This window comes from Avibacterium volantium (assembly GCF_049366555.1).
GTDB lineage: Bacteria > Pseudomonadota > Gammaproteobacteria > Enterobacterales > Pasteurellaceae > Avibacterium > Avibacterium volantium_A.
Genome location: NZ_JBMMGT010000012.1, coordinates 26,693 through 39,898 on the forward strand (window position 1 = coordinate 26,693; position 13,206 = coordinate 39,898).

The 13,206-nt window shown below is 43.6% G+C and carries 14 protein-coding genes; 2 read left to right on the top strand and 12 right to left on the bottom strand.

All coding sequences use genetic code 11. From position 1 onward, the window contains the following. Positions 1–28: 28 nt before the first annotated feature. The 5 genes from dusA to ACLS0A_RS05350 all read right to left on the bottom strand — a co-directional run bounded on the left by dusA (position 29) and on the right by ACLS0A_RS05350 (position 6,054). Positions 29–1,027: a tRNA dihydrouridine(20/20a) synthase DusA gene (dusA, locus tag ACLS0A_RS05330; RefSeq protein WP_423105270.1), complete on the bottom strand. Its 999-nt coding sequence runs from the start codon at positions 1,025–1,027 to the stop codon at positions 29–31. Beyond that, positions 1,027–2,451 carry a chloride channel protein gene (locus ACLS0A_RS05335; protein ID WP_423105269.1) on the bottom strand — a complete coding sequence of 475 codons (1,425 nt, stop codon included), beginning with the start codon at positions 2,449–2,451 and terminating at the stop codon, positions 1,027–1,029. Before ACLS0A_RS05335 ends, dusA begins: the two co-directional genes overlap by 1 nt. A 153-nt stretch (positions 2,452–2,604) precedes the next feature. Continuing rightward, a complete protein-coding gene (deoD, locus tag ACLS0A_RS05340) occupies positions 2,605–3,321 on the bottom strand; it encodes a purine-nucleoside phosphorylase (protein WP_423105268.1) in 717 nt (238 codons plus the stop codon). A gap of 17 nt (positions 3,322–3,338) precedes the next feature. Further along, positions 3,339–4,577: a phosphopentomutase gene (deoB, locus tag ACLS0A_RS05345; protein ID WP_103855375.1), complete on the bottom strand. Its 1,239-nt coding sequence runs from the start codon at positions 4,575–4,577 to the stop codon at positions 3,339–3,341. A 214-nt stretch (positions 4,578–4,791) separates the two neighbouring features. Continuing rightward, a complete protein-coding gene (locus tag ACLS0A_RS05350) occupies positions 4,792–6,054 on the bottom strand; it encodes a NupC/NupG family nucleoside CNT transporter (RefSeq protein ID WP_416082733.1) in 1,263 nt (420 codons plus the stop codon). A gap of 241 nt (positions 6,055–6,295) precedes the next feature. Here ACLS0A_RS05350 and ACLS0A_RS05355 point away from each other — a divergent pair, with 241 nt between their 5' ends. Beyond that, the gene (locus tag ACLS0A_RS05355; RefSeq protein ID WP_103855377.1) at positions 6,296–6,946 is read left to right on the top strand and encodes a YczE/YyaS/YitT family protein; all 651 of its coding nucleotides are present in this window, start codon (positions 6,296–6,298) and stop codon (positions 6,944–6,946) included. An 85-nt stretch (positions 6,947–7,031) separates the two neighbouring features. Continuing rightward, positions 7,032–7,793 (top strand): glycosyltransferase family 2 protein, encoded by a 762-nt coding sequence (locus ACLS0A_RS05360; protein ID WP_416082734.1) that lies wholly within the window; start codon positions 7,032–7,034, stop codon positions 7,791–7,793. On the opposite strand, the gene ACLS0A_RS05365 is transcribed toward ACLS0A_RS05360, so the two are convergent. The 7 genes from ACLS0A_RS05365 to zwf all read right to left on the bottom strand — a co-directional run bounded on the left by ACLS0A_RS05365 (position 7,767) and on the right by zwf (position 13,202). Beyond that, on the bottom strand, positions 7,767–8,225 hold the full coding sequence (locus ACLS0A_RS05365) for a DUF488 domain-containing protein (protein ID WP_416082735.1): 459 nt from the start codon (positions 8,223–8,225) through the stop codon (positions 7,767–7,769). The two genes, ACLS0A_RS05360 and ACLS0A_RS05365, sit on opposite strands and share 27 nt — an antisense overlap. Positions 8,226–8,280: 55 nt before the next feature. After that, entirely contained in the window at positions 8,281–8,565 is a 285-nt protein-coding gene (locus ACLS0A_RS05370; RefSeq protein WP_416082736.1) for a YfcZ/YiiS family protein, read from the bottom strand. Positions 8,566–8,669: 104 nt separating this feature from the next. Next, entirely contained in the window at positions 8,670–10,124 is a 1,455-nt protein-coding gene (gene gnd / locus ACLS0A_RS05375; protein WP_416082737.1) for a decarboxylating NADP(+)-dependent phosphogluconate dehydrogenase, read from the bottom strand. 49 nt (positions 10,125–10,173) lie between these two features. Further along, positions 10,174–10,485 (bottom strand): nucleotidyltransferase family protein, encoded by a 312-nt coding sequence (locus ACLS0A_RS05380; RefSeq protein ID WP_416082738.1) that lies wholly within the window; start codon positions 10,483–10,485, stop codon positions 10,174–10,176. Then, the gene (locus ACLS0A_RS05385; RefSeq protein ID WP_416082739.1) at positions 10,478–10,912 is read right to left on the bottom strand and encodes a nucleotidyltransferase substrate binding protein; all 435 of its coding nucleotides are present in this window, start codon (positions 10,910–10,912) and stop codon (positions 10,478–10,480) included. Before ACLS0A_RS05385 ends, ACLS0A_RS05380 begins: the two co-directional genes overlap by 8 nt. A 49-nt stretch (positions 10,913–10,961) precedes the next feature. Then, complete coding sequence (gene pgl / locus ACLS0A_RS05390; RefSeq protein WP_416082740.1) at positions 10,962–11,660, bottom strand: 6-phosphogluconolactonase; 699 nt, start codon at positions 11,658–11,660, stop codon at positions 10,962–10,964. A 48-nt stretch (positions 11,661–11,708) separates the two neighbouring features. Continuing rightward, positions 11,709–13,202: a glucose-6-phosphate dehydrogenase gene (gene zwf, locus ACLS0A_RS05395; protein WP_416082741.1), complete on the bottom strand. Its 1,494-nt coding sequence runs from the start codon at positions 13,200–13,202 to the stop codon at positions 11,709–11,711. Positions 13,203–13,206: the final 4 nt, after the last annotated feature.

Here is a 13,206-nt window from a genome sequence, read left to right on the forward strand (position 1 = left end):
GTAAAAAAACACCGCACTTTTTCTCTCCTTATTCCCCTATAAACGCCAAGGCTTGCTCCACAACTTCTATGCCGGCCCCGGCTTTATGGGCGTTTTCGCTGAGGTGTCTGCGCCATTGGCGTGCGCCTTTACAGTTTTGGAATGCACCAAGCATATGGCGTGTGATGTGGTTGAGGTGAACGCCTTGCGTGAGCTGTTGCTCAATATAAGGGAACATTTTTTCCACCGCTTCTCTTGGGCGCACAATGGAGCTTTGCGGATCAAACAAAGCTTGGTCAATGTAACCTAATAAACTTGGGTTCTGATAGGCTTCACGCCCCACCATAACGCCGTCCACATAACGCAAATGCTGTTGCATTTCTTCAAGGGTTTTAATGCCGCCGTTAATGCTAATCAAAAGCTGTGGGAAATCGCGTTTTAGCTGATAAACACGATCGTAATCAAGCGGCGGGATTTCGCGATTTTCTTTTGGGCTTAAACCGCTGAGCCACGCTTTGCGCGCATGAACAATCAATTCTTGGCAGCCTGCTTGACTTACTTTCTGCACGAAATCACAAAGAAATTCATAGCTGTCTAAATCATCAATACCAATACGCGTTTTCACCGTAACGGGAATGTTCACGGCGGATTGCATTTGTTCAACACACTGAGCAACTAAATCCGCTTTCGCCATTAAGCACGCCCCGAACATTCCATTTTGTACGCGATCAGAGGGGCAACCTACATTGAGATTAATTTCTTGATAGCCCCGTTGTTCTGCCAACCTAGCACAATGTTGCAACTGCTCGGGATCGCTACCGCCAAGCTGAAGTGCCACAGGGTTTTCCACCAGATCAAATTCTAAATGATCGTATTTGGCGTGAATGATCGCCCCTATGGTGACCATTTCCGTATAAAGTAAGGCGTGCTGGCTAAACTGACGGTGAAAATAGCGGCAATGGCGGGTTGTCCAATCCAGCATTGGGGCGACAGAAAATCGCCCACGATAAAAGTGCGGTGTTTTTTTTGTTGATTTTTGTTGATTCATTATTTGTTTTCTTCTTGTACGGCTTGCTTTGTTACTTCTTGTTTCACTGCGTCTTGTTTTATGGGCTCTTGTTGCTTCGCTTCCTCTTGGATACGTTGGCGAAAGCGTCCCGCTGCAAAATGATAGAACGGTTTTGCGTTAAATTGGCGTGAAATAATAGAAGCGATTAGGCTACAAATCAAGAGCCAAAATAATACAGGCTCACTCGCAGTCATTTCCATCACGATCACACTTGCCGTAACAGGGGATTGAGTTGCTCCCGCCAAAAATGCTGCCATACAGAGCAAAACTAAAAGGCGTTGATCGACAATTTCTCCCGTAAGCGACCAAACTTGAACACCAATCCCCGCCCCAGTAGTGAGTGCTGGGGTGAAAATTCCGCCTGCTGTGCCAGTCCAATAAGTGGCAACCGTAGCAAATAATTTACTTATCCCAACTTCTGAGGCAACGGTTTGACCATCAAGGGCTTTGGTTACGACTTCGTAACCCGTGCCGTAAGTTTGTCCGTGAGTGAATGTACCAAGTCCTGCAAGGATCAAGCCTAAAATAAACGCCGTGTAAATAGGGTGGCGGCGAATCCAACCACGCATTTTTGCGGGGGCTGTGCCTGCAACACCTTTGGCGAGTAACCACGCAAAAACGCCGCCTAACACCCCGCTCACTACGCCGCAGAGGATCACCCATAGAAACATATAGGGTACGGAAGTTTGCCCGTGATAATTGGGGAAATAAGGATTATTGCCTTCAATAGCAACTAAAATAAATCCAGCAGCCAATACGCCGAGCAATACACGACGTTCCCAGCGTAATAAAATGCCCCGCCCGAGTTCTTCAATGGCAAAAATTACACCGCCTAATGGGGCATTGAACGCCGCAGCCAATCCTCCCGCCGCCCCTGTTGCCATTAGTTCATTGGCGTTTAGTCCTTTGAATGCTAAGCCGTGGCGACGGCAAACATTGCCCCACGCATACATCACCGCTGCCCCCACTTGCACTGAAGGCCCTTCCCGTCCAACGGAAGCCCCAAACAGCATCGCCAAAAAAGTGAGCGGGATTTTCCACAGGGTTTGCCCAAAAGCGATGAGTTTACTTTTATTGGCACTGTAAGGCATATCAATAGAGGCGATAACTTGAGGAATACCACTGCCCGAAACATAAGGAGTATATTTGGCCGTTACCCAAGCCAAAAAGGCTAAGCCTAAGGGCAGCACTAGCCATACGGCATAAGTATATTTTGCACTCCATTGGGCATTCCAATGTAAGGCAAGATCGGCAAATTTCGCAAAGCCTAGTGAGAATAAGGACACCAACGCCGCGCCGATCAATAAGCAGGAAAACTCAATGGTTTTACGCGAAATACGATAACTTTGGCGTAATTTTCGGTGAATAAAATGACGAATTTTTTGGGTGAATCGCTTTAACATTTTAGATGATTGAGATGAAAATAAATTGCGGAAAATTATAGCAATATTTTCGTGCGTGAGATATGGCAAGGATCAAGAAGATGAAAAATAGGCAAAAAAATCACCGCACTTATTTCGCAAATAAAGTAAAGTGCGGTGAGATTTTGTTAAAAATTAAGCCTGCTCACCAAGCAATACGCTTTCTAACGCAATTTCAATCATCTCATTGAACGTAAGTTGGCGTTCTTCTGCGGTGGTTTGCTCGTGTGTGCGAATGTGGTCTGATACGGTACAGATAGTTAAGGCTTTTGCACCAAATTCTGCAGCAACACCATAAATGCCCGCGGCTTCCATTTCTACGCCCAAAATGCCGTATTTTTCCATTACGTCAAACATTTCCACATCTGGCGTATAGAACAGATCAGCAGAATAAAGGTTTCCCACACGCACATTGATGCCTTTGTTTTTTGCCGCTTGCACGGCAGCTTGGGTCATATCAAAATCGGCAATAGCAGCAAAATCGTTATCTTTAAAGCGAATGCGGTTCACTTTGGAATCCGTACAAGCGCCAAGCCCGATGATCACTTCACGCAATTTCACATCTGGACGCACGGCACCGCACGAACCGACGCGGATAATTTTTTTTACGCCGTATTCAGTGATCAGCTCTTTGGCATAAATAGAGCAAGACGGAATACCCATTCCGTGTCCCATTACAGAGATTTTACGACCTTTGTATGTGCCTGTGTAGCCAAGCATATTACGCACGTTGGTTACTTCTTTGGCATCGTCTAAAAAGGTTTCAGCAATATATTTAGCACGCAACGGGTCGCCAGGCATTAATACTACGTCAGCAAAAGCCCCAGCGGGTGCGTTAATATGTGGAGTCATAATCTATCCTCTTAAAGTTAATCTTGATGGTGAAAATCAATGATTGATTTGCCGTAATCCATTGGCGGCAGATCAAAATAATCAGCGACAGTTTGCCCTACGTCAGCGAAAGTGTCGCGTTTGCCTAAGAATTGTTTTGGCACTTGCGAACCGTATAATAGCACAGGGATATGCTCGCGAGTGTGATCCGTGCCGTGCCAAGTTGGGTCGCAACCGTGGTCAGCTGTGAAAATGAGTAAATCATCTTCGTTCATTAAGGCTAATAATTCTGGAATACGGCTGTCGAAGTATTCTAATGCAGCAGCATAACCTGCTACATCACGGCGATGGCCGAAATCAGAGTCAAAGTTTACAAAGTTGGTGAAAACAATGGAATTTTCACCCGCTCTTTTCACTTCCACAAGGGTTTTGTCGAATAATTCTTCCAAGCCCGTGGCTTTCACTTTTTCGGTGATTCCCGTGTGTGCGTAAATATCCGCAATTTTGCCGATAGAAATCACATCGCCTTGTTTTTCTTCCACTAGTTTTTGTAATACGGTTTTGGCAGGTGGCTCAATGGCGTAGTCTTTACGGTTACCTGTGCGAGAAAATTCGCCCGCTTTGTTGCCCACAAATGGGCGAGCGATTACGCGGCCAATGTTGTAATCAGCCAGTTCTTCACGCACGATTTCACATAATTCGTAAAGTTTTTCCAAGCCGTAGGTTTCTTCGTGGCAAGCAATTTGGAAAACGGAATCTGCCGAGGTGTAGAAAATCGGTTTGCCCGTTTTCATATGTTCTTCACCAAGCTGATCTAAGATCACCGTGCCAGAAGAATGACAGTTGCCGAGATAGCCATCAAGCCCCGCACGTTCAACAATACGATCTAAAAGCGCTTGTGGGAAGCTGTTTTCGTGTTCTGGGAAGTAGCCCCAATCAAATAACACGGGAACGCCTGCGATCTCCCAGTGTCCTGATGGAGTGTCTTTACCTGAAGAAATTTCTTTTGCATAAGCATAACCGCCGATTAAATTTGGCGTAGGGTTAAAACCCGCTGGCAATTCACCGCAAGATTCTTTCGCAGCCAAGCCTAAGCCGAGTTTTTCAAAGTTAGGCAGATGAAGTGGGCCTTTGCGGCCATTTTTGTCTTCTAGCCCTTCCGCACAACGTTGTGCAATATGGCCTAAGGTGTTCGCTCCTTTATCGCCAAATTTTTCTGCATCTTCACTTGAACCGATACCGAAAGAGTCTAACATCATTATAAATACGCGTTTCATTTTAAGCTCCTTAATTATTGAACTCTGTTTTTCAGGCAACAGAATGTTTGCGTTATGTTGAAAAATGATTGCTCAAGGAAATCTCTTACCTTGTGTGTGATTACCGTTATTACAATAGCAAACGTTTTCTTTGCCTTAATATGACAACACCACGAACAATGTCGTGGTGTTATCGAAAAAATTCGGTGAAATTTTACCGCACTTTTCTTACATTTTATAGTGCAGCACCACTTAAACCGATAAATAAACCTGCAATGGTTGCACTCATCAGATTTGCTAATGATCCTGCGATCACCGCTTTGATACCAAGACGCGCAATATCACCACGGCGGCTTGGTGCCATTCCACCTAATCCACCGATTAAGATGGCGATAGAGCTGAAGTTGGCGAAACCACAAAGGGCGAAAGTAATAATCGCTTTGGTTTTATCGCTTAATTGTACCGCAGCGTCCGCAGCAAGGTAAGGGGCAAATTCTAAGTAGCCAACAAATTCGTTCACCGCTAATTTAATCCCGATCATTTGACCTGCAACCGCAGCTTCGTCCCAAGGTACACCAATTACCCAAGCCAGAGGGCGGAAAATCCAACCTAAAATTAAGCCAAGAGAAAGTTCAGGCATACCAAACCAGTTGCCGATACCACCTAATAAACCATTGACTAAGGCAATTAATGCTACGAAGGCAATCAACATTGCGCCCACATTCATTGCCAACTGCATACCAGATGAAGCCCCTGCTGCTGCTGCATCTAAAATATTAGAAGGCTGTTCCAAATCTACTTTTTCAATGTCATCATTGAATTTTTCGGTTTGTGGCATAATTAATTTTGCAAATAATAAACCTGCTGGTGCAGCCATAAAAGAAGCAGCAATCAAGTATGGCAATGGCACGCCTAAGCCAGCATAACCTGCCAATACAGAACCTGCGATAGAAGCTAAACCACCACACATTACAGCAAATAATTCGGATTCAGTCATTTTGCTGATATAAGGTTTCACCACTAATGGCGCTTCTGTTTGTCCTACGAAAATGTTTGCCGCTGCCGACATTGATTCGGCTTTCGATGTGCCTAACACTTTTTGCAAGCCGCCACCGATAATGCGGATAATAAATTGCATAATGCCAATGTAATAAAGTAAGGAAATTAACGCAGAGAAGAACACGATGATCGGTAACACACGAATGGCGAAAATAAAACCATCATTACCAAAGGCTTTGAAAGAGGCGTCAGTGGCTAACCCACCAAAGACAAATTGAACCCCTTCGTTACCGTAATTAATCACTTTGCTTACGCCATTGGATAAGGACAGCAAAATATCACGACCAACAGGCACATAAAGAATAAATGCACCGATCAGAATTTGAATTAATAACGCACCTCCTACAGTACGCAAACTAATCGCACGGCGATTGCTGGATAATAGAACGGCAATAGCAAGAAGTACAACAATGCCTAGCACACTTATTAAGCTACTCATATTAGAATTTCCTTAAATGTAAAATTGATATAAAAAAGCGAGCTAATTCTACAGTTTTTTGTAATGAAATGCTTGCAAAAATGTACAAAAATGTGAAGGCAAGCGATTGCTTTGCTGTAAAAAGCAACAATTTCTTAAACGTTTTAGCTATATGTTATAGAGATTAAGAAGTTGGGATTTAGGCAAATTTCCTTTATCATCACAACTAAAAGTGCGGTGCAAATTTACGACAAATTTATTTATGAAAAATCAATTTAAAGTTCTCCCTAAAACGCCTTGGACAGCAAAAAACTTCTGGTCTGTGGAGCTTCAGCCCTTATGCGTACTTATCCTTTCTTTATTGATTTTAGGGCTTGGCGAAGGATTGCTTTTGCTTTCTAACCTCGGCTCAGCCCCTTGGACAGTACTTTCACAAGGCATTGCGTTACAGGCAGGATTTAGCGTAGGCTGGGCATCATTATTGATTAGCGCATTGGTGATGCTAATGTGGCTGCCACTCAAACTCCGTGTCGGCTTAGGGACAATCTTAAATATGCTTTTGGTTGCCTTGGCTTTAGGCATTAGTGTTGCTTTTCTGCCAGCTCCAAGTGGAATTCTATTGCGTATTGGCTATGCCATCATCGGGATTTTGCTCTTTGGGATCGCCTCCGCGTTTTATCTCACCTGCCATCAAGGTGGCGGACCAAGAGATGGACTAATGGTTGGGCTTTGCCACCGCTTTCACTGCAAGGTTGGTATTGTCAGAACCATTATGGAAGTTACCGTTTGTGTATTAGGCTTTATGCTCGGCGGCACAGTGGGCATTGGCACATTATTGTTTGCTTTTTCTATTGGCTGGGTGGTGCAAGCAACATTAAGCATAATGGTTAATTGCTTATCCCCTGAAAAATAAAGTGCGGTGATTTTTTCATTCTTTTTTCTTTTCAGCAAAGATCCGTTACACTAGCGCAAAAGTGATTTTAAAAAAGGGATAAATTATGCCAACCATTAGCGTTGCAATGATTGTAAAAAATGAACAGCAAGATCTTGCACAATGCTTAGCCAGTGTGAAAGATTGGGTGGACGAGATTGTGATTTTAGATTCGGGCAGTACCGATAATACCAAAGAAATCGCCCTACAATATGGCGCGAAATTCTATGAAAATACCGATTGGCAAGGCTTTGGCAAACAACGCCAACTTGCCCAGCAATATGTTACGTCCGATTATGTGCTATGGCTAGACGCTGATGAACGGGTAACCGATGAGTTACGGGAAAATATTCAGCAAGCGGTGGCAAACAATTTGCCGAATGTGGTGTACGATATTCCACGCATTAGCGAAGTGTTCGGGCGCTTAATTCGCCATTCGGGTTGGTATCCTGATTATGTAGTGCGTTTGTATCAAACCCAGTATGCAGGCTATAACGATGCCTTAGTTCACGAAAAAGTGGTGTATCCTGTCAATACAAAAGTGGAAAAATTGGCGGGTAACTTGCTGCATTATCCTTATAAAAATTTACATCATTACTTGGTGAAATCAGCTAACTATGCGCAAGCTTGGGCGGAACAACGCCATAGACAAGGCAAAAAAGCCACGCTGTTTCAAGGGATTACGCACGGCATTGCAACTTTCGCAAAAATGTATCTATTAAAAGCAGGATTTTTAGATGGAAAAGAAGGCTTTTTATTAGCCGTTCTTTCGGGGCATTCTACCTTTGTTAAATATGCCGATTTATGGATTAGAGGTAAAAATAAGTAACTCATTCTCAAGAATATTTAAATAGTTTAAGAATAGAGTAAATGAGAGCCAAACGGCTCTCATTTTTTTATGGGTTAAAGAATATTTTTGTTCTAAAACATTTAATAACACAGGAATATGGCTGTGTTCAATATCTTTCACTGCGGTAACTAATACGACTTCCTTTTGATTAGCGATTTTTTGTAGGAAATCTTGTACTAATGACGTGTTTTGTTGGAGTTCTTGGGCGTATTGTTGGGCAAATTCGGGGTAAGTGATTTCAGCGTGGTGATAGCGAGTTCTTAGCTCGGAAGATGGGGTGATGTCTTTTTCCCAAAGGGCAATGTGGGCTTCTAGTTTAGCAATGCCTCTTGGCCAAAGACGGTCGATCAGGACACGGAAATCATTTGGGGAAAAATCTTTGTCGTAAATGCGTTTTACTGTAAATTTCATTTGATGCTCAGGAATTGAATTTAGGGGCTAAATTTAGCCCCTTGTGTTGGTTTGATTAACGTAAGCCTAATTCAAAAATTAAGGATTCCGCTTGGCAGCTAAATGTGAAATCAGCGTTGAGTAAAAATCCGCCGTCAATGGGGCTGATTGTGGCTTGAATTTGGCAAGGTTCGGTTTCTGCAGCGCTCGCTTTTTGGGTGAATTCTTGTAAGGCAAGATCAGCTTCTGCTTCTGTGGCATAAACACGTTCAACGTGGCTGGTGCAGTTGCTATTGTCGATGATAGTGCCAACGTCAAAGGTGTTGCAGCCTACGCATTCTACGGGATTCTCTTTTTTCATTTTATGACTCCTATTTTTTATGAATGGAAAAAGTACGAAATTTTACACCGCACTTTATTTTATGCAAAAAGAGCGATAGGCAGGCCCATCGCTCGTCATATTAATTATACATCATAAGTGGTTGATGCAGTGTTACCGCCACGTCCTGTCCAGTTTGTGTGGAAGAACTCACCGCGTGGTTTGTCTTTGCGTTCATAAGTGTGCGCACCAAAGTAATCACGCTGCGCTTGTAGTAAGTTAGCTGGTAAGTCAGCGGAAGTATAGCCATCTAAGAACGTGATTGCAGACGCCATACAAGGCATTGGAATTCCCACTTCGATAGATTTTGCGACCACTTTACGCCAGTCGCCTAAGGCGTTTTCTAAGATGTTTTTGAAGTATGGATCTGAGCCTAAGAAAATCAGATCTGGGTTGGATTCATAAGCATCACGAATATTGCCTAAGAAACGGCTACGAATGATACAACCTTCACGCCATAATAAGGCCGTTGCGCCGTAGTTAATGTTCCAACCAAAGTTTTCTGAGGCTTCACGGATCAGCATAAATCCTTGTGCGTATGAAATAATTTTTGACGCGAGCAAGGCTTTGCGTACCGCCTCGATCCAAACTTGTTTATCCCCTTCCACTGGTTGAATGGTTTTGTGGAATAATTTTGCTGCGGCAACACGTTGATCTTTAAATGAAGATACGCAGCGGGCAAACACAGATTCGGTGATTAAGGTTAATGGAATACCGAAATCAAGGGCGTTGATCCCTGTCCATTTACCAGTCCCTTTTTGTCCTGCGGTGTCTAAGATTTTTTCTACCAATGGCTCGCCATCGGCATCTTTATAACCAAGAATATCGGTGGTGATGTCGATTAAATAGCTATCCAGCTCGGTTTTTTTCCATTCAGCGAAGATTTTTTGCATTTCGTCATAGCTTAAACCTAAGCCATCTTTTAAGAATTGATAGGCTTCACAGATAAGTTGCATATCGCCGTATTCAATGCCGTTATGCACCATTTTCACGAAATGCCCTGCACCTTCTTGGCCTACCCAGTCACAGCAAGGTTCGCCTTTGTCCGTTTTGGCAGAGATTGCTTGCAGGATAGGTTTTACATAAGGCCAAGCTTCTGCGTTACCACCTGGCATAATTGATGGCCCGTGACGCGCGCCTTCTTCACCGCCTGATACGCCCGCACCCACAAAGCGAATGCCTTTTTCCGCTAATTCTTTTACGCGGCGGTTGGTGTCTGGATAGTTTGAGTTTCCACCATCAATAATGATGTCGCCTTCTTCTAAATAAGGTAGTAACGCGTTGATGAATTGATCAACCACTTCACCCGCACGCACCATTAACATCACTTTGCGTGGTTTTTCGAGTTTGTTCACCAGATCTTCTAAGGAATAAGCACCGATAATATTTGTGCCTTTCGCTGGCCCTTCTAAGAACTCGTCCACTTTTGAGGTGGTACGGTTATACGCCACCACTTTAAAGCCGTGGTCGTTCATATTTAAAATTAAGTTTTGTCCCATTACCGCTAAACCGATAACGCCGATATCGCCTTTTTGACTCATAACTTTACTTTCTCCTGTTTCGTTATAATCTGTTGCTTGCCTTTTTAGGCTAGGTTGATGAAATCTGTTGTTGAATCACAACGGATTTCTGCAAAATAATCTGCTGAAATTCTGCTGATGTTGTTGCCCAATCCACAATATCCACTTGCCAAGGTAAATCACTTTCTGAAAACGCATTTTCGACTTCGCATAGCGTTCTTAAAGAAAGGGGCTGTGTTGTCATTACCACTAAATCAAGATCTGAAAAAGGGCGAGCCGTGCCTTTTACTCTTGAGCCAAAAGCACGCACTTCATACTCGCTCAAATAAGTGCGGAGGATTTTTGCCACAATTTCAAGATGTTGGGGTTGAATATCAATCATCGTTATTACGCTGTTGTAATTGGCTAAGCAAGTTTCTGGCAGAAGCTAGAAAGCCGATCATTTGCTCATAAATTTCCTGAGCCTTATTTTGATCATAAGTGTGCGAGGTGATGTTTCGCATTTTACGATAGAGCAGCCAATCTTCCACTTGCTCAATCAAGCCTGCTTTGGCACTCAAACGTAAAATATCACGGAAATCTGCACTGTCAATTTTATCGGGAGCTTCGGCAATCAGCTTTAATTGGCGCTTCATCATTTTAATGCTTAGCTCATAAACAAATTCAAATTTTTGAATGCAGCCAGCGATAAGAGTGTCTTGCACAATGTTTTCTTGTGCAGCAAACCATTGTTTATCCGCCAGTTTGGCTAAGGTCATTTCAAGTGAGTGAAACGCTTTTTCTAACGCTGAAAGATCCAGTTGCTCCATTTATTTTCCCAATAAAAATTTCCCAAAAAATCACCGCACTTTCATTTTATTACAACAACTTCGCTGCGTCTTTATCCAAATACCATTCCGTTACGCCATTTTTTGCCTTGATTTTCGCCGCAGGGTAAGGCAGGTTTTCCGCTGGTGTGCTTTGGATTTCTTTTAAGATCTCCGCTTTGCCCGCGCCTGTTACCAAATAGGTAATGCGTTTAGCTTGCTCAAGTAATTTGGAGGTTTTAGAAATTCGCACTTGCCCTGTTTCTGGGTGTTTGGCGATCACCGCTAAATTTTCATCATCAAAATTGGTTTGATGCGGGAATAATGAGGCGGTATGCCCGTCTGCCCCCATTCCTAAAATAATCCAATCAAACTCGCCGTTCGGCACGACTTCTGCCAGTTCATTTTGAAAGCGTGCGAGTTCCTGCTCCACTGGGGCTTCACCACGAATGCGGTGAATGTTTTCTGCTGGAATCTCAATATGATCGAACAATAATTTTTGTACTTCACCATAATTGCTTTCAGGATCAGAAGGGGCAACCATACGATCATCGCCCCACCAGAAATGCAAGTTTTTCCATTGGATAGCTTGGTTGTACGGTGCGGCTGCCAAGGTTTTAAACAAAAGTTTTGGCGTGCTGCCGCCTGAAAGTGAAATATGCACAGGGCGACCTTCAAGGCTGTATTGCTTGAGTTCTTCAGCGATTTTTTCCACTGCACTTTGTGCATTTTCAAAAATAACGTTGTTCATTCTGTTCTCCGAAGATCCCCTCGCTCCCGTAAGAGCGGGGGGATTGGGTTAGACTTTTTTCTTCATTAAACCACTTGGTTTACGCCAAACGCGCCCTGTGCGAGCAATCAATTTATCCGCTTCTGTTGGCCCCCAAGTGCCTGCTTCGTAATCGTAAATACGGCCGCGTGCGGCTTTGTAATCCAAAATCGGTTGTACAAATTTCCAGCAGGCGTGTACGGCATCGGTACGCGCGAATAGGGTGGCATCACCTTTCATTGCATCAAGCAATAAACGGTCGTAAGCGCTTAATAAACTTGGTTGCGCTAGATCCGCATAGCGGAAATCCATTGACACTTCTTTGGCTTCAAAGCCAGCACCCGGTTTTTTCAAGCCGAAACGCATTGAAATGCCTTCATCAGGTTGAATGCGAATGATCAATTTGTTTTCTGGCGCATTTTGGCTAAATACTGGGTGTGGTGTGGTTTTAAAATGAATCACCACTTCTGTTACGCGCGCAGGTAAGCGTTTTCCGGTACGCACATAAAATGGCACACCTGCCCAACGCCAGTTGTCAATTTCGCAACGCAGCGCCATATAGGTTTCCGTATTAGAATCTGGCGGCACGCCTTTTTCTTCAAGATAGCCTTTCACTTCTTTGCCATCAATGAAACCGCGTGTGTATTGCCCGAGTACGAGATTGTTTTTCACGTCTTCTTCGCTCAATGGGTGCAAGCAATGTAGCACTTTCGCCACTTCATCACGCATTGAATCAGCGTTAATAATTGCTGGCGGTTCCATAGCGATCATCGCCAACACTTGCAATAAGTGGTTTTGGAACATATCACGCATTGCGCCAGAACCGTCATAATAGCCACCACGCTCTTCCACACCAAGTTTTTCAGCGCCAGTGATCTCAATATAATCAATGAAGTTGCGGTTCCATAAGGGTTCAAATAAGCCGTTAGAAAAACGCAACACCAACAGGTTTTGCACAGTTTCTTTACCAAGATAATGGTCGATACGGTAAATTTGATGCTCTTCAAAGAAACGGTGAATTTGAATATCTAAGGTTTTGGCAGTTTTAATGTCGTAACCAAACGGTTTTTCCACTATTAAACGCTTCCAGCCATGTTCTTCGGTATTTAAACCGTGTGCGGCAAGGCATTCTGGAATCACGCCATAAAGGCTTGGCGGTGTGGACATATAATAAAGCGTGTTGCCTTCGGTGTGATATTTTTCGTGTAATTCTGCTAAACGAGGCACCAGTTTGCCATAATCTTTCGCATCAGAAGTGTTGATGGTTTGGTAATACAGATGGCTACAAAAATGCTCAAGCATCTCGCCTTCCGCTTTTTCCGTTTTGATCAATGCCTGACGCATTTTTTCACGGAATTGCTCATCGGTCATTTCTGTTCTTGCTACGCCTAGCACGGAAAAATCTTCCGCTAAACGCCCGAGTTTATATAAATTGTACAGTGCGGGGATTAATTTACGGTGGGTCAAATCGCCCGAAGCCCCAAAAATCACGATACAGTTTTTTTCTGCGTTGAGGTTTGTCATATGA

Bases quoted from the DNA above. Each gene is read 5' to 3' on its own strand.
- dusA (WP_423105270.1), bottom strand. From the start codon at position 1,027: ATGAATCAACAAAAATCAACAAAAAAAACACCGCACTTTTATCGTGGG.
- ACLS0A_RS05335 (WP_423105269.1), bottom strand. From the start codon at position 2,451: ATGTTAAAGCGATTCACCCAAAAAATTCGTCATTTTATTCACCGAAAA.
- deoD (WP_423105268.1), bottom strand. From the start codon at position 3,321: ATGACTCCACATATTAACGCACCCGCTGGGGCTTTTGCTGACGTAGTA.
- deoB (WP_103855375.1), bottom strand. From the start codon at position 4,577: ATGAAACGCGTATTTATAATGATGTTAGACTCTTTCGGTATCGGTTCA.
- ACLS0A_RS05350 (WP_416082733.1), bottom strand. From the start codon at position 6,054: ATGAGTAGCTTAATAAGTGTGCTAGGCATTGTTGTACTTCTTGCTATT.
- ACLS0A_RS05355 (WP_103855377.1), top strand. From the start codon at position 6,296: ATGAAAAATCAATTTAAAGTTCTCCCTAAAACGCCTTGGACAGCAAAA.
- ACLS0A_RS05360 (WP_416082734.1), top strand. From the start codon at position 7,032: ATGCCAACCATTAGCGTTGCAATGATTGTAAAAAATGAACAGCAAGAT.
- ACLS0A_RS05365 (WP_416082735.1), bottom strand. From the start codon at position 8,225: ATGAAATTTACAGTAAAACGCATTTACGACAAAGATTTTTCCCCAAAT.
- ACLS0A_RS05370 (WP_416082736.1), bottom strand. From the start codon at position 8,565: ATGAAAAAAGAGAATCCCGTAGAATGCGTAGGCTGCAACACCTTTGAC.
- gnd (WP_416082737.1), bottom strand. From the start codon at position 10,124: ATGAGTCAAAAAGGCGATATCGGCGTTATCGGTTTAGCGGTAATGGGA.
- ACLS0A_RS05380 (WP_416082738.1), bottom strand. From the start codon at position 10,485: ATGATTGATATTCAACCCCAACATCTTGAAATTGTGGCAAAAATCCTC.
- ACLS0A_RS05385 (WP_416082739.1), bottom strand. From the start codon at position 10,912: ATGGAGCAACTGGATCTTTCAGCGTTAGAAAAAGCGTTTCACTCACTT.
- pgl (WP_416082740.1), bottom strand. From the start codon at position 11,660: ATGAACAACGTTATTTTTGAAAATGCACAAAGTGCAGTGGAAAAAATC.
- zwf (WP_416082741.1), bottom strand. From the start codon at position 13,202: ATGACAAACCTCAACGCAGAAAAAAACTGTATCGTGATTTTTGGGGCT.